Here is a 15,447-nt window from a genome sequence, read left to right on the forward strand (position 1 = left end):
TTATTAGAACTCCAAATTAGTGTTTTGTAATCGCATCCCAACTCGCTTCGATCGCCGCGTTAATGGCGTCTTGATCAAGTTGGTAATATCCGAGAGATTGCTTACGTGCCAGAGTGACACTGACTTCTAAACTAAGTGCAGCCAACACTGGGTTTTCTAGGGGTTTAAATATCCCTTGTTCTCGCCCTTCAGTGAAGAGTTGATCCACTTTGCTAAACATCTTGCGTTCGATCTCTTTGGTTTCATGGCTTCGGACGCAAGGTAAAGAGTCGTACTGAGCACGATTCTTTAAGTTGCCGATGTTTGACCCCGAGAGATCGAAAATGTTTAACCACATTTTGCGAAATCGTTCTCTTAACGGCATAAAGTCTTCAACACCATCCTGAATGACTTCAGCATTGCGTTGGATGACCGCTAGTCGAACTTGTTGCAGTAAATCTTCTTTATCAGAGAAGTAGCGATATATCGTTCCTGCTGCGACCCCAGCTTCCTTGGCCAACTTATGCATCGAGAGACCTTGAAAGCCTGATTCTGCAATCAGTTTTTCTGCGGCATCTATGATCTGTTGTCTTTTATCTACCATAAAACGAGAACCAGACAATCTACATATAGTAGGTTGGTGAATGAACGTTCATTCATTATAGCCCAAGAAGTCATCAAATATGCAACAAACTATCGAATGATTTATGAAAAAAGTTGTTATTCACACTTGTTGAGAAACATTTAGCCGTCGTTGTCTTGGCTATAAACATAGCAATCTGTCTGTTGCACTATTATTATATGCGCCACATTTTTCCTCCCGCTGAGATGATCATGAAGCTGAACCCCAATCAAGATGAAGCAGTTAAATACGTATCTGGCCCCTGTTTGGTACTCGCTGGAGCAGGGTCTGGTAAAACGCGTGTTATCACCAATAAAATTGCTTATCTGGTTCAGCAGTGTGGTTATAAAGCGCGTAATATCGCGGCAGTGACGTTTACCAATAAAGCGGCGCGTGAAATGAAAGAGCGCGTTGGCCAGACATTAGGTAAAAATGAATCTAAGGGGCTAATGGTCTCTACCTTCCATACTTTGGGCCTTAATATCATCAAGCGTGAATACAAATCATTAGGTCTAAAATCTGGATTTTCGCTGTTTGATGATCAAGACCAGATGGCGTTGCTTAAAGAGCTGACAGAAAAACAGCTCGATGGTGATAAAGATCTACTGCGTCAACTGCTCAGTACAATCTCTAACTGGAAAAACGACATGCTCACTCCTGAGCAAGCCAAAGCGCAGGCGAAGGGAGAGCAGCAACAGTTGTTTGCCTTCTGTTTTGAGATGTACCAGAAACAGATGAAAGCCTATAACGCGCTCGACTTCGATGATTTAATCTCATTGCCTGTTCTTCTACTGCGTACTAACGAGGAAGTTCGTCAGCGTTGGCAAAATCGTATTCGTTACCTACTTGTTGATGAGTACCAAGATACCAACACCAGTCAGTATGATTTAGTTAAGTTAATTGTTGGTGAACGTGGTCGATTAACGGTGGTAGGAGATGACGATCAGTCGATCTACTCGTGGCGCGGAGCCAAGCCGCAAAACTTGGTGTTGCTGGGCGAGGATTATCCTAACCTGCGCCTGATAAAACTTGAGCAAAACTATCGCTCAACCAGTCGAATTCTGCGCGCTGCCAATATCCTTATTGCGAATAACCCACACGTGTATGAGAAGTCCCTGTTCTCAGAAATTCCTGATGGTGAAAAGCTCAAAGTTCTGCTGGCAAAAAATGAAGAGCATGAAGCTGAGCGAGTTACTGGTGAGCTTATTGCGCACAAATTCCTTAATCGCACTGAATATAAAGATTATGCGGTTTTGTATCGTGGTAACCACCAATCGCGCTTGATTGAAAAGTCTTTAATGCAAAACCGAGTGCCATATAAGTTATCGGGTGGCACCTCGTTTTTTGCTCGCGCTGAAATCAAAGATATCATGGCGTATTTACGAGTTTTGGTGAACACTGATGATGACAATGCATTTCTACGTATTGTGAATACTCCAAAACGTGAAATTGGCCCAGTGACGTTGGAAAAATTGGGTAGTTACGCCAATATGCGTGGCAAAAGCCTATTTGAAGCCAGTTTTGAAATTGGCTTAGAGCAGTCATTAAGTGGTCGCGGGTTAGAGAATTTGCGTCGCTTCACTGCTTGGCTAGTTAAGATTGCCGACCAAGCTGAGCGTGGTGATACCGTTGAAGCGGTGCGTTCGTTAGTGCGTGATATCAACTATGAAGACTGGTTATACGAAACCTCTGCTAGTCCCAAAGCGGCAGAAATGCGGATGAAGAACGTGTCAGATCTCTACTCTTGGATTGTGGCGGACCTTGAAGGAGACAACTATGACCAAGAAGAAAAGAGTATAAAAGAAGTTGTTCAGCGTCTGACTCTGCGCGATATGATGGAGCGAGGCGAAGAAGATGATGATAGCGACGCAGTTCAATTAATGACACTGCACGCCTCTAAAGGTTTGGAGTTCCCATACGTCTACCTGATTGGCTCCGAAGAGGGAATTCTTCCGCACCAAACCAGCATTGATGAAGAGAACGTTGAAGAAGAACGCCGTTTAATGTATGTAGGGATCACTCGCGCGCAACGTGAGCTTACCTTTACTATGTGTAAAGAGCGTCGTCAGTTTGGAGAGTTAATTAAACCGACACAAAGTCGTTTTCTCGATGAGCTGCCATTTGACGATGTAGAATGGGAGCAAGTAAAGAAGCCTGTTACCCAAGAGGAACGAATGGCGAAAGGCCAAGCACATATTGCTAATCTAAGGTCTATGTTCAACAAGAAGTAATTTGGTTCAGCTGACAGAGACTAAAAAGGCTTGGTGAAAACCAAGCCTTTTCTATATCTATATAGAGGGTAATTCTATAGGCCTTCGATCATATGGTCGATAGCTGCGACGATTTCATCATCAGAACAGTCCATACATGAACCTTTCGCCGGCATTGCATTAAAGCCGTTGATAGCATGATCTTTTAGCACATCGTGGCCTTGTGCAATACGCGGAGCCCAGTCGCCAGCATCACCCGTTTTAGGTGCGCCGCTGACACCAGACGCGTGACACGCAATACAGAAAGTACCGTACACAGCTGCTCCATCGCGAGGGCCTGTTGGTTCTGCTTTCACGGGTTCTGCTCCTGCTAGGTAAACGTCACCAACAGGCTTAATACGTTCTGCAATTGCATCATATTCTTCTTGGCTTACATTCGCTGCAAAAGCGGCGCTAGAAAAAGTGATCGCAGCGACCAAAGCGGTTAACATTTTTCGAGACATATCCATTAAACTCACTTTACATTCCTGAAGGTAAGTGCGTGCTTACCCATTATTAGAGTGTGGCTTGACCAACAGTTATGCCCTGCCAAAAAGCATGGCCAGCTGTTAAATCAATGTAAATGATGGGTGATTATATCCTGTAAACTTGTTGCAATAAACAACAAGTTACCCGCTTTCAGGGGGGTATCTAATGGGAAATAGGGGTTTATCACACTTTAATTGCCGAAAAAGGCACCAAACGATAAAAAAAGTTGAAAAAGTACTAGACGACATAGTGTGATATACGTATTATTCCACTCCGCCGATAGGGCATGCGCCCGTAGCTCAGTTGGATAGAGCGTTGGCCTCCGGAGCCAAAGGTCGAAGGTTCGAATCCTTTCGGGCGTGCCATTCGCCTAAAGGTATATCGGTAAAAATTACAGTGGTGGCTATAGCTCAGTTGGTAGAGCCCTGGATTGTGATTCCAGTTGTCGCGGGTTCAAGTCCCGTTAGCCACCCCATTTATTAAGGTAACCTAGGTTTCCTGTTCGGATGAAAATCGGGACAAAACATAAGTCGATGAATAGCGTTGTTTGTAGCGTATATCGGCGCTTGGAATAAGCGGTACCAGAGGGTAGACCCTCTATTAACGTAACCAAGTAAAAAAATAATTCGTCGGTGAATAGCGCAGCTTGGTAGCGCATCTGGTTTGGGACCAGAGGGTCGGGGGTTCGAATCCCTCTTCACCGACCACTATTTCAATAATTGCTCTGGCAGTTATACAAAAAAATCTGTGGTGGCTATAGCTCAGTTGGTAGAGCCCTGGATTGTGATTCCGGTGGTCGCGAGTTCGAATCTCGTTAGCCACCCCATTGATTTCGGTGAATAGCGCAGCTTGGTAGCGCATCTGGTTTGGGACCAGAGGGTCGGGGGTTCGAATCCCTCTTCACCGACCACTATTGAAGCCCTAGTCGGAAGACTAGGGCTTTTTTACATCTTGAGAACTGTGCATTTGATTAGAACCCAAAGTGGGGTTCGCCTGATGTTCAAAGAATGGCTCTTCACCGAATCACTATTGAAGGCCTAGTCGAAAGACTAGGGCTTTTTTGCATTTAGGAACGGGCTGCGCCTTACAGAACGCTGCGCTTCGAGAATCGGGAACGGACTTCGTCCTGCTAGAGGTGGGGTTGGTGACTCAACGAAAGTTGTTGACGGTATTTGTTCTCTAGCTGGATAAAATAATCCCGCATCCCGCATCCCGCATCCCGCATCCCGCATCCCGCATCCCGCATCCCGCATCCCGCATCCCGCATCCCGCATCCCGCATCCCGCATCCCGCATCCCGCATCCCGCATCCCGCATCCCGCATCCCGCATCCCGCATCCCGCATCCCGCATCCCGCATCCCGCATCCCGCATCCCGCATCCCGCATCCCGCATCCCGCATCCCGCCCTCATACTTAAGCATTAACTGGCTTTAGTAAGGCAATAAAAAATCGCAGATAATAGATTTAGTTCAACTCATTATTGTTTTGCTTTAATTCCATATAAATAAAGAAAGTTGGACAAAAAAACTGATATAAATAAAATATTCAGACTAATGTTTTAAAGTTGTTAATATTGGTGGGGGTGTTTTTGGTGAATGATTATTCTTTTTCCTGTTATAACTAAATGCCATTTAAAATAACCAAAAGTTAAGTTTCAACAGGTCTGTGACCTGTTTTTGGCGCAGGTATGACCAATGGATGATATAGCTCTATTGCATATTTATTTTGCTATGCTGCTTGTTTTTTGTCCGTTCTCGACTTTTTATCCTATCTTTGTTGCTTTTCTGTGAATTTTTTGCCAAATTGATGACCTTGTAATTTGCCAGAATGATATTCTGGCTCGAATGGATTCACTTTTCAGACAGGGCAGAAAGCTGCCGAAGCAGTAGAGGTCTGGTAATGTCACTTTTAGAAGTTAAAAATCTTCGAATAGAGTACCCTTCGCGTCATGGTATCCATGCCGCTGTTAAATCACTCTCCTTTAATATTGAACGTGGGGAGATCGTCGGCGTTGTTGGCGAATCTGGTGCAGGTAAGTCGACCGTTGGTAATGCGGTTATCGATTTGCTGAGTCCTCCTGGTCGCATTGCTAGTGGTGATGTTTATCTAGACGGTAAGCAGATTTCTGGTTTAACGCCAGAGCAAATGCGTAGTGTTCGAGGCTCTAAAATTGGGTTTATTTTTCAAGACCCAATGACTTCTCTAAATCCACTTTTTACCGTTGAACAGCAACTTAAAGAAACCATTCATGCCAATATGAAGGTATCTGATGAACAGGCATATCAACGGGCTCTCTCTTTAATGCAACAGGTTGGGATTCCTCAACCAGAAAATCGCTTGAAGCAGTATCCGCATCAGTTTTCTGGTGGTATGCGCCAGCGTGTCGTTATCGCTATTGCTCTGGCCGGTGAACCGGATCTGATCATCGCTGATGAACCGACCACAGCGCTAGACGTTTCGATTCAAGACCAAATTTTGAGCTTAATCCGAGAGTTATGTATCCAGAATAATGTCGGTTGTATGCTGGTCACCCACGATATGGGGGTGGTTTCTAACGTAACGGATCGCGTAGCGGTAATGTATCGTGGTGATTTGGTTGAATTTGGCCCTACCGCTAAGGTTCTTGGTCAGCCTGACCATTCATACACGCGCAGCTTAATTTCTGCTGTTCCGCGTTCAGATATGAAGCTGGCTCGTTTTCCATTAGTGAGTTACATCGAGGAGGCGCATGAGATGGAGCCGCTTGATGTTAAGAATCACTGGTTAGGTCAAAGCCAAGATCACAGAGAGTACACCGGTTCACTTCTAAACGTAGAAAACGTCAATCTACGTTTTATCACTAAAGATTCTCTGTTCGAAAGTCGCCGCGAATATGTTCAAGCTTCTAACAATGTTAGTTTTGAAGTCTTCGAAGGCGAGACGTTTGGTTTGGTAGGCGAGTCGGGCTCTGGTAAATCAACCATTGCACGAGTGATAGCTGGCTTGTACACACCGAACTCTGGCAAGGTAACGTTTGAAGGTATTGACCTAACTTCTTTGAAATCCGAGAAAGAGCGCCGCCCACTACGCCGCCAGATGCAGATGGTGTTCCAAAACCCATACACTTCTATGAACCCGCGTATGAAAATCTTTGACATCATCGCGGAACCTATCCGATTCCATAAGTTGACCAATAGCGAAACTGAAACACGTCAGATCGTGAACGATCTACTTGATCACGTTGGTCTGGGCAAAATGGCAGGGGTGAAATACCCACATGAGTTTTCAGGTGGTCAGCGTCAGCGTATTTCGATTGCACGTGCACTCGCAACACGTCCGCGTCTGCTGATTTGTGATGAGCCGACCTCAGCACTGGATGTATCGGTACAAGCGCAAATTCTTAACCTGCTGAAAGATTTACAAGATGAGTTAAATCTAACCATGCTGTTTATCAGTCACGATTTACCCGTTATTCGTCAGATGTGTGACCGAGTGGGAGTGATGCAGATGGGGACGCTACTGGAAGTGGCGCCTACCGAGCAGCTATTTAGATCGCCTCAGCACGAATACAGTAAACAACTGATTTCTTTAATGCCTGAATTTACGGGCTTAAGAGAAGAAGTAAAAACGGCGTAAGTCGTGATTCTTTCCCGTTTTGACGGGCAATAAACAGAAGCAAACACAACAACTAGGGATAGAAAATCCCGCATAAGGAGTTATGCAATGAAAACCATGAAAAGCAAACTAGCAGTGGCTTTAATGGCAGCTGGCCTTAGCTTTGGTGCAGCAGCAGCAGATATTACCGTAGCTTATGACGCTGACCCAGTGTCACTTGACCCGCATGAGCAGCTATCTGGCGGCACACTGCAAATGTCTCACATGGTATTTGACCCGCTGATTCGCTTTAACCAGAAGATGGAATTTGAACCTCGTCTAGCGGAATCCTGGGAGCGTATTGACGGCGAAACAATGCATTTCAACATTCGCCAAGGCGTTAAGTTCCACTCAGGTAACACGCTAACCGCTGACGATGTAGTTTGGACGTTTGACCGTCTGAAGAACTCACCAGACTTTAAAGGTATCTTTGGCCCTATCGTTTCGATTTCAAAAGTTGGCGAATACGAAGTAGAAGTAAAAACTGACGGCGTTTACCCACTTGTAGAAAACGTCATGACTTACCTATTCCCAATGGACAGCAAGTTCTACTCGGGCAAAACGGAAGACGGCAAAGATAAAGCTGAGCTAGTTAAGCACGGTAACTCTTTCGCATCGACTAACGTATCCGGTACTGGTCCTTTCATCATCACTCAACGTGAGCAAGGTGTAAAAGTTACTTTCGAACGCTTCAATGATTACTGGGGTAACGCTTCTGGCGGTAACGTCGACAAGCTAACACTAGTACCAATCAAAGAAGACGCGACTCGCGTTGCTGCGCTTCTTTCTGGTGATGTAGACATGATCGCCCCTGTTGCACCTAATGACTACAAACGTATCAAGAAAGCTGACAGCGTAGATCTTTACACTATGCCAGGTACGCGCGTCATTACCTTCCAAATGAACCAGAACAGTAACCCAGCTCTGAAAGATGTTCGCGTTCGTCAAGCGATTACTTACGCAATCAATAACGAAGGTATTACTAAGAAAGTTATGAAGGGTGCGGCAACTGCGGCTGGTCAACAGAGCCCAGTTGGTTTTGTAGGCTTTAATGACGCTCTAAAACCTCGCTACGATCTTAACAAAGCGAAAGCCTTGATGAAAGAAGCGGGTTACGAAAACGGTTTCACGCTGACTATGATGGCACCAAACAACCGTTACGTGAACGATGACAAGATTGCTCAAGCCTCGGCGGCAATGCTATCTAAGATCGGTATCAAGGTTGATCTTAAGACGATGCCTAAAGCTCAGTACTGGCCTGAATTTGATAAGTGTGCAGCAGACATGCTAATGATCGGTTGGCACCCAGACACAGAAGATTCAGGTAACTTCACTGAGTTCCTAGCCATGACGCGTAATGCGGAAACAGGTAAAGGTCAGTACAACTGTGGTCACTACTCTAACGCTGAAGTGGATAAGTTGATCGAAGAGACCAACAAAATGACTGATTTGGCTAAGCGTAGTGAAGCTCTGAAAAAAGTTGAAGAGATTTTATACAATGAAGCGGCATTTGTTCCTCTACATTGGCAAGATCCTTCATGGGCAGCGAAAGGCAACGTTGAGATTGGTCCAATCATCAATGGTATGAACTTCCCATACTTTGGTGACCTAGTGGTTAAATAATCATTAGTGAACTAGACCAAGTACTCATTGAGTGAGTACTTGGTCGACTTTTGGTACTTAGCTTTGTTTCAGTCGGGTTAAGTGCCATTTTTAAGACTGAAATCTATGGAAAGTTAAAGGGGCAAGGAATGTTTTCGTTTCTGGTCAAGCGCCTGTTTCAGGCACTGATAGTGATGTTTGTGATCAGTTTAGTGGCGTTTGCCATTCAGGATAACCTCGGCGATCCATTGCGTGAGCTTGTTGGTCAGTCGGTCTCTGAATCAGAGCGTCAAGCTTTGCGCGACGAACTAGGTTTGAATGATCCCTTCATTACAAAATACACTCGCTTTGTTGGCAATGCATTACAAGGTGATTTAGGTACTTCTTATTTCTTCAAGCGCCCCGCGGTTGAAGTTATTCTTGATAAATTGGTAGCGACACTCGAGTTAGTGTTTGGTGCCACGCTTATCATTGTTTTCTGTTCGATTCCTCTTGGCGTTTACTCGGCAATTCATCCAAAAAGTTTATTTACCAAAATTGTCATGGCTGGCAGTAGCATAGGGATTTCGATTCCGGTTTTCTTAACCGCAATCATGCTGATGTATGTGTTCTCTATTGAGTTGGGCTGGCTACCATCTTATGGCCGTGGTGAGACAGCCAATCTTCTTGGCTGGGAATCTGGTTATTTCACCTTAGATGGCTTAGCTCACCTGGTTTTACCTTGCATTGCGCTCGCTTCTATCATGCTGCCACTATTTATTCGCTTGGTCCGTTCAGAGATGCTTGAAGTGCTTAGCTCGGAATACATTAAATTTGGTAAAGCGAAAGGCCTGGCTCTAAATAAAATCTATTACCAGCACGCTCTGAAAAACACAATGCTTCCTGTACTAACCGTTGGTGGTGTTCAAATTGGTACCATGGTCGCTTATACAATTCTGACTGAAACTGTCTTCCAATGGCCTGGAACTGGTTTCCTTTTCCTTGAAGCAATCAACCGTGTTGATACACCGCTAATCACCGCTTACGTCATCTTTGTTGGTCTGATTTTCGTTGTAACCAACACGATTGTTGATTTGCTATACGGTGTCATTAACCCGACCGTTAATTTAACAGGTAAAGGAGCTTAACCATGAGTCAAACTGCAGCAGCTCCTTCACGTTGGGAGCGATTTAAACAATCGGATTTCTTGTATTACTTTAAACGCGACAAAGTGGCTATGACCAGTTTTACCGTGTTTATGTTGTTCTTGGTGATGGCTCTGGCCGCGCCAATCCTTTCACCAACTGACCCATACGATTTGTCGTCGATTGATATTATGGATTCAGAGCTTCCACCGGCATGGATGGAAGATGGCGATGAGAACTTCCTATTAGGGACCGACGAGCAAGGTCGTGACATCCTGTCGACTATTCTCTACGGTTCGCGCCTATCTCTGACTATTGGTTTCCTAGCGGTAGGTCTACAGCTAGTGCTTGGGATTGTGATTGGTCTTTCGGCGGGTTACTTCGGTGGTCGTATTGATAGTTTCTTGATGCGTTTCGCGGATGTTCAGTTATCGTTCTCTACCATGATGGTGGCAATCATTGTCTCGGCTATCTTTAAAGCCAGCTTTGGTAGTGATTTCTACAGCCAGTATGCGGTCGTCATGCTGGTGGTGATCATTGGTGTAGCTGAATGGCCGCAGTATGCACGTACAATTCGTGCTTCAGTGTTGGCAGAGAAGAAGAAAGAGTACGTAGAGGCGGCACGTGTGATGGGCTTTAAAGCTCCGCGCATCATGTTCCGTCACATCCTACCAAACTGTTTATCGCCTATCTTGGTGATTTCGACCGTACAGGTGGCAAATGCCATCATGTCAGAGGCGGCACTTTCTTTCCTAGGTTTAGGTCTCCCGGTAGACCAACCTTCTTTGGGCGCACTGATTAGCATTGGATTTAACTACATTTTCTCTGGTGCATGGTGGATTACGGCATTCCCGGGTATCGTACTGGTGACTTTAGTCTTGGTTATCAATTTACTTGGTGACTGGTTGCGTGACGTATTTAACCCAAAAATCTACAAAGGGTGATCCAAGCCTAAGATTTGATTATAAAAACCTATCTAAACTAAGAGCCGTAATTAATTACGGCTCTTTTTTTGCATTCTCATTTTCAGGGCAGTGAACCGTCAAGAAAGTCACTATAGTGATCCACGTAGATGGATAAACTCGAAGTTAAGTTTATAGAGTATGGATATCAATATGGCCTCAAAGCCTAAACAAACTTTTTTGAAGTGTTGGAGTCTTGTTGCAGCATTAGCCTTGCCCGCTTTGTCAGCCCCAACGCTTGCTGAAGAATTTTTATGCGATGCAACACAGGCATCTACCAATGAATTGCCGTTGCTAGATAAGTCGTGCCCGATAGGTAAAGGGTTATGGGGTAAATCTCAGCCACGTGGCCAAGAGTCAACATTTTGGATTCAGTGTGGTGTGTTTAGCAAGCCGCTACCTCTTGTAAAGGCTAAAAAGCTTTACCAGCACATATCGACCGATGTCTGGGCAAAGCCAGAAGCCAAAGCTTATCGTTGTCTGATTGGCCCATATAAAGATTTCGCTCAAGCAAATGCGGAGCTGGCGAAAGTGAAAAGTGAGCCCGGCTACAAGGAAGCGTTTGTCCGAGAAGTGGTGAAAGGGGCTCCTGTAAAGCAGGCAATGGTTAAGCCACAACCTAAACCTAAGTCAAAGCCGGCTGCAAAGTCGCAGCAATCGACCACTGTGATTCCTGCGCCAGTGAAAGCGAAGCCGGAGCCTACAGCAATCAAGCCTATGGCTCAGGAGCCTAAAAAGCGTCAATCTGATGTTTCAATTCGCTTAACGGCGACGGTGTCTGGTATCGAGTACAAGGTGCCATATACTATGTTTAGTGACGACCAGTTTTATATGGAGCACGAGCTACCTTGGAACAGGCTCAACTATGAAGGTGCCTATAAGACCTGTTATCGCTTGGATATGCGCTTAGCGACCTCTAGCGAGTGGAAAGCACTGCTTGACTCTAACGTGATGCAGAAAGATAAATGGCCGATGCATTTGCCGTATTGGGGCGCAGAGAAATCAGGGCTGTTTACCAGTGGTAAAACCAACAAACTTAAAGGCACTTCACTGCTGAATGTGGTGTGTGTGAAATAGCATAGGAAGTCAGTGGCGGTGAGCTACTGACTTTTTTGTTCTGCTTCTTGCAACAATTCCAAGTACTTCTTCTCAACAAAATCTTTTTCTTTGCTCATATGGTGTAGCTGTTGCTTAGAGGCTTCAAGTTCTTCCGCTAAATCTGATGTATCACCTTGTGAAGCTAGCTTCTGCTTGTATTCTTCGATTTGGTCAAGCAGTTGTTGTTTTTCTTGTTTGAATTCTTTGGCCAAGTTTGCCGTACCCCCTGACTCGCTGATTTGAATATATTCCTGCTCAAGCTGCTCAAATTGTTTCTCTAGTTGATCTTTTTCTAACTGTAAACTTTCTACGGTATCAGTTTGTTTGTGCAGGCGGTTTTTGGCATTTCGTAGACCTTTAACGCTTTTATCTAAATCACCTTTCAATTTCTTTATCAGGCGATGAGATTTATTTAGTTTTTGGTTCAGCTCATCAATCGATTCTTGCTCTTGTGCGCTAAGCTCACCTTTGGCTGCTTTTATCTGAGATACCTGACTTTCTAGCGCTTGCTGAATAATAATCAGGTCATTAAGAGTATCGCTATTATCTGCGGTATAGCTTAGTGCTTTGTCGACAGACTGTTGGCATAGCTCGTATGTATTTCTGTCCATATCGCGGCCGCTGACCACTTGTCGAGCAAACTGGCGAAACTCGCGCAGAATCAAAAGCAAAATTACGAACCACACCAAAAGGATAAGTAGTCCAAAGTCTACGGCGAGGGCTATCAGGTTTTCTAGGGTTAAAATTGACACTAATTCCATCTATCAAATACGCAAGTTGGGACATTCATCGTCTGTAAGTTTAGTTGCCAGTGAAAAATGTGCCTATAATTTAGACAGTTCAGTGCAGGAGGTGATGGCGACCCGTGAAAATTTTGATTGTGGATGACAGTAAGGCGACATTAGAGATTGTCAGGCGGGGTTTAGAGAGCTTTGGTTATTGTCGTTTATCGATTGAGAAAACCTGTAGCGCAACTAAGGCACTGGATTTGGCTAAAGAATGGCATCCTGAGATAGTGTTAACTGACTGGTATATGCCGGATATGACAGGGCTGACGTTAACCGAAGAGCTAATGAAACTCGGCGCAGGAATCAAAGTGGGGATGATTACCACCGTTGATGACCAAAGCCAAATTCAACAAGCTCAGGCGGCAGGTGCTAGTTTTGTGCTCACTAAACCCTTTGAAGACAGTGAATTACATCGCTACTTACTGCCTTTAGTTCAAGGTGTTGAAGAAAGTAAGAAAACGCTCGACTCAATCACTGAAGTCCAAAAAGAGTTAGCGTTACCCAAACTGTCACAACTAGAGAAACTACTTCAAAGAGAGCTAGGCAACAGCTTAACCCTCAACAATATTGCCCCACAATTATTCGATGAGAGTAAAATTCCCTGCCTGTTAGCGGTTTATGAAGACACCGCAACTCAGAGACCTCGTGCAGTAGCGATACTAGACCTTCACGCTATTTGCGTTTTTGCTCAGTCGAGTTCGTCAATCTCTAAAGCGGATATTGAGCAAGTAATTCAAAGTAAGCTGGCGAGCAAAGGAGTGTTAGATGCCTGCCATCAAGTACTCGAGCGCTCTGCTTTGGCATTTTTGGACAGTCAAACTCGTAAAAGCCTGCGCTTAAAAAACATCAGTTTTGTCCCCAGTGCATTTGAGAAGTTGAAAACCTTATATGATAAAGATGCCGATAAGCGGGTTGATTTCACTTGTCAGCTTAAAGATTCACTACAAGGGAAAGTGACTTTGGTGGGTTTCTAACTGAGTAATCGTGCCGGAAAGAGGGACTCATTTCTCCCTTGGGAAGCGCCAGTGTTATCGGGATGACTTTAGGTTCTCGATTGCATCGAAGATATGCGGCCTTCTATCGTTGTTTTTAATCGCAGCATAGACGTCGATATTTAGATACTTACTATGAGCGTCAGAGAGCTCTTTATAGCATAAGCCATCATTGTAAAAGGTACACATCGAACGAGGCATCAATGCCATGGCGTTACCCTTGGCAATTTTGGAGAGCATCACAATAGTATCGTCAGGCTCTTTTATTCTTTTCAGTGGGAAAGGGAGCTTTTCAAACAGTTTCTCGCACTTTTCGTAAAAAGCAGGGTTGGCACTCCAAGGAAACCAAAATAAAGGTAACTCAGATACATCTTCAAGCGAGACTTGAATTTGTGTTGCGGCTTCGTGTGAAGAGGGCATAGCGAGTAACAGTGGCTCGCGATATATCCAATGGAAAGATATATCTTCTTCTACGCGAGTATTTTGTTCTCCAATGAGAGCGATATCTAATGAGTTCTTTTGCAGGCTGTGAATTAGTTGACTTGAATTCATATTATGAACATCAGCGCTCTCAAGTCCAACTAGAGAGCTCAAAGCCCCTGCGATTGGAGAAATGTTCTCGAAATTTAGAGTATTAGTCGCCCCCACTCTAATTTTATCGACACTTCTTGCGTTCAGAGCTTTCAGTCCACTAATTAGGCATAAGATTTTTTCTGCTTCAATGAGAAGGTCATTGCCTGATTTAGTTAGGTGTACGCCATGAGTGTTACGATTAAATAATTCATAACCAAGTAAATCCTCTAGGCACCTTATTTGCCTAGTTAGTGGCGGCTGAGTCATATTTATGCGCTCAGCCGCCTTACGGAAGTTAAGTTCCTGCGCAACGGCCAAAAAACATTGAAGTTGCTTAACGGTCGGCAAACTACTGTTGGTTAAAATGGATCTAATACTCATACAGATCTTATGGGCAAAAACAACATCAATAACATTAAAGTAATGTCTTTATTTTATTCAGAATGTGAATAGTTTTCATTATAAAGGTTAGTATTTATAAATAACAAGATAAATGTAGTTAATTTTTTGCTGAGTGTCCACACACTGAAAAATTTGCAGTCCTCCTTATTGAGGTTTGTGTTTATATGCACTTCTCTCATTAGTCTTAATGATGAAATTGAATTTAGTAGTGATTCAGAAATAAGCTATAAACTTGGTGTTGATTCAAAAATTAAATTACATAATTAGTAATTCCACAACTATCAATAGCTGTTAGTTTTGTTGCTCCTTAATTAAATGGAGTTAAACATGTCTACAAACTACCTTTTGGTCTCTCGATACCCCGTTAAAAATATTGATAACAAAACAATTGATAGTATTAAATGTAACGAGAGTTCTAGATATTTTATTAGCGAAGATGGAAATAATGAGCTATTGGAATTGAAGGCTATAAATAAAATAGAAGATATTTCAAACTTAGAGAAAGGACTCATAGATGCATTTACTGTTAATAAAGATTACTTGTCTGGTGATATAAAACGCGAATTGCTTAGATTCGTAGAGGCACCTATTGCTAGTGAGTCAGAGTTGCCAAGTACGGAGTTTGTGCAGTTGCGACATGTCGAAGTGCCTGCAGAGCGTTACGATGACTATCTTGAGTGGCGCGATAGAACAATATTTAATGTAGTACGAGACAATGCCGACAAGATTAATAGCTTTGAAGCCTATCATTCTCTGATTAGTGGTCAGCCAGGTGTTCTTTTTGTTTCTTCATTCAATGGAAATGTAGATGAATATATGCAGCTATTTAATGATGAAAACTATAAAGAGATTATTAAGCAAGCTGGTGATGATTATATTACTGGTGGGGATGAAGGACTATATACGCGTCTATATAGAGCAATATAAGAGCAAG

General features: G+C 43.8%; 12 protein-coding genes and 5 tRNA genes. 13 read left to right on the forward strand and 4 right to left on the reverse strand.

What is annotated here, in order from left to right:
- Positions 1-16 precede the first annotated feature (16 nt).
- Entirely contained in the window at positions 17-583 is a 567-nt protein-coding gene (locus ZX61_RS20025; RefSeq protein ID WP_049846417.1) for a TetR/AcrR family transcriptional regulator, read from the reverse strand.
- 230 nt (positions 584-813) lie between these two features.
- Here ZX61_RS20025 and rep point away from each other — a divergent pair, with 230 nt between their 5' ends.
- Positions 814-2,832, forward strand: a complete 2,019-nt coding sequence (gene rep, locus ZX61_RS20030) for a DNA helicase Rep (RefSeq protein WP_049846371.1) — start codon at positions 814-816, stop codon at positions 2,830-2,832.
- Positions 2,833-2,906: 74 nt separating this feature from the next.
- Here rep and ZX61_RS20035 read toward each other — a convergent pair whose 3' ends face one another.
- Positions 2,907-3,320 carry a c-type cytochrome gene (locus ZX61_RS20035; RefSeq protein ID WP_049846372.1) on the reverse strand — a complete coding sequence of 138 codons (414 nt, stop codon included), beginning with the start codon at positions 3,318-3,320 and terminating at the stop codon, positions 2,907-2,909.
- Between the two features lie 307 nt (positions 3,321-3,627).
- Here ZX61_RS20035 and ZX61_RS20040 point away from each other — a divergent pair.
- From ZX61_RS20040 to ZX61_RS20090, 10 genes are all read left to right on the forward strand, one after another.
- A tRNA-Arg gene (locus ZX61_RS20040) sits at positions 3,628-3,704 on the forward strand.
- 34 nt (positions 3,705-3,738) lie between these two features.
- Positions 3,739-3,814, forward strand: a tRNA-His gene (locus ZX61_RS20045).
- Between the two features lie 155 nt (positions 3,815-3,969).
- A tRNA-Pro gene (locus ZX61_RS20050) sits at positions 3,970-4,046 on the forward strand.
- A gap of 43 nt (positions 4,047-4,089) precedes the next feature.
- Positions 4,090-4,165 (forward strand) — tRNA-His (locus ZX61_RS20055).
- Between the two features lie 7 nt (positions 4,166-4,172).
- Positions 4,173-4,249, forward strand: a tRNA-Pro gene (locus ZX61_RS20060).
- A 989-nt stretch (positions 4,250-5,238) separates the two neighbouring features.
- On the forward strand, positions 5,239-6,954 hold the full coding sequence (locus tag ZX61_RS20070) for a dipeptide ABC transporter ATP-binding protein (protein ID WP_049846374.1): 1,716 nt from the start codon (positions 5,239-5,241) through the stop codon (positions 6,952-6,954).
- A gap of 87 nt (positions 6,955-7,041) precedes the next feature.
- Positions 7,042-8,595, forward strand: a complete 1,554-nt coding sequence (locus ZX61_RS20075; protein WP_049846375.1) for an ABC transporter substrate-binding protein — start codon at positions 7,042-7,044, stop codon at positions 8,593-8,595.
- Positions 8,596-8,723: 128 nt separating this feature from the next.
- Positions 8,724-9,701, forward strand: a complete 978-nt coding sequence (locus ZX61_RS20080) for an ABC transporter permease (protein WP_049846376.1) — start codon at positions 8,724-8,726, stop codon at positions 9,699-9,701.
- 2 nt (positions 9,702-9,703) lie between these two features.
- Positions 9,704-10,642 carry an ABC transporter permease gene (locus ZX61_RS20085; protein ID WP_049846377.1) on the forward strand — a complete coding sequence of 313 codons (939 nt, stop codon included), beginning with the start codon at positions 9,704-9,706 and terminating at the stop codon, positions 10,640-10,642.
- 171 nt (positions 10,643-10,813) lie between these two features.
- Entirely contained in the window at positions 10,814-11,737 is a 924-nt protein-coding gene (locus ZX61_RS20090) for an SPOR domain-containing protein (protein WP_049846378.1), read from the forward strand.
- Positions 11,738-11,760: 23 nt separating this feature from the next.
- Here ZX61_RS20090 and ZX61_RS20095 read toward each other — a convergent pair whose 3' ends face one another.
- Positions 11,761-12,519, reverse strand: a complete 759-nt coding sequence (locus tag ZX61_RS20095) for a hypothetical protein (protein ID WP_049846379.1) — start codon at positions 12,517-12,519, stop codon at positions 11,761-11,763.
- Positions 12,520-12,623: 104 nt separating this feature from the next.
- On the opposite strand from ZX61_RS20095, the gene ZX61_RS20100 reads away from it, so the two are divergent.
- Positions 12,624-13,520 carry a response regulator gene (locus ZX61_RS20100; protein ID WP_049846380.1) on the forward strand — a complete coding sequence of 299 codons (897 nt, stop codon included), beginning with the start codon at positions 12,624-12,626 and terminating at the stop codon, positions 13,518-13,520.
- 54 nt (positions 13,521-13,574) lie between these two features.
- Here the strand turns inward: ZX61_RS20100 and ZX61_RS20105 are convergent, their stop codons facing one another.
- Positions 13,575-14,492 carry a LysR family transcriptional regulator gene (locus tag ZX61_RS20105; RefSeq protein ID WP_049846381.1) on the reverse strand — a complete coding sequence of 306 codons (918 nt, stop codon included), beginning with the start codon at positions 14,490-14,492 and terminating at the stop codon, positions 13,575-13,577.
- A gap of 348 nt (positions 14,493-14,840) precedes the next feature.
- On the opposite strand from ZX61_RS20105, the gene ZX61_RS20110 reads away from it, so the two are divergent.
- Positions 14,841-15,440 (forward strand): hypothetical protein, encoded by a 600-nt coding sequence (locus ZX61_RS20110; protein ID WP_049846382.1) that lies wholly within the window; start codon positions 14,841-14,843, stop codon positions 15,438-15,440.
- Positions 15,441-15,447 lie beyond the last annotated feature (7 nt).

It is taken from the genome of Vibrio sp. VPAP30 (assembly GCF_001188205.1).
Taxonomy (GTDB): Bacteria; Pseudomonadota; Gammaproteobacteria; order Enterobacterales; family Vibrionaceae; genus Vibrio; species Vibrio bivalvicida.

Coding starts and splice junctions, on each gene's coding strand:
- ZX61_RS20085 (WP_049846377.1), top strand. CDS start 9,704: ATGAGTCAAACTGCAGCAGCTCCTTCACGTTGGGAGCGATTTAAACAA.
- ZX61_RS20075 (WP_049846375.1), top strand. CDS start 7,042: ATGAAAACCATGAAAAGCAAACTAGCAGTGGCTTTAATGGCAGCTGGC.
- ZX61_RS20070 (WP_049846374.1), top strand. CDS start 5,239: ATGTCACTTTTAGAAGTTAAAAATCTTCGAATAGAGTACCCTTCGCGT.
- ZX61_RS20080 (WP_049846376.1), top strand. CDS start 8,724: ATGTTTTCGTTTCTGGTCAAGCGCCTGTTTCAGGCACTGATAGTGATG.
- ZX61_RS20105 (WP_049846381.1), bottom strand. CDS start 14,492: ATGAGTATTAGATCCATTTTAACCAACAGTAGTTTGCCGACCGTTAAG.
- ZX61_RS20090 (WP_049846378.1), top strand. CDS start 10,814: ATGGCCTCAAAGCCTAAACAAACTTTTTTGAAGTGTTGGAGTCTTGTT.
- ZX61_RS20110 (WP_049846382.1), top strand. CDS start 14,841: ATGTCTACAAACTACCTTTTGGTCTCTCGATACCCCGTTAAAAATATT.
- ZX61_RS20025 (WP_049846417.1), bottom strand. CDS start 583: ATGGTAGATAAAAGACAACAGATCATAGATGCCGCAGAAAAACTGATT.
- ZX61_RS20095 (WP_049846379.1), bottom strand. CDS start 12,519: ATGGAATTAGTGTCAATTTTAACCCTAGAAAACCTGATAGCCCTCGCC.
- ZX61_RS20035 (WP_049846372.1), bottom strand. CDS start 3,320: ATGGATATGTCTCGAAAAATGTTAACCGCTTTGGTCGCTGCGATCACT.
- rep (WP_049846371.1), top strand. CDS start 814: ATGAAGCTGAACCCCAATCAAGATGAAGCAGTTAAATACGTATCTGGC.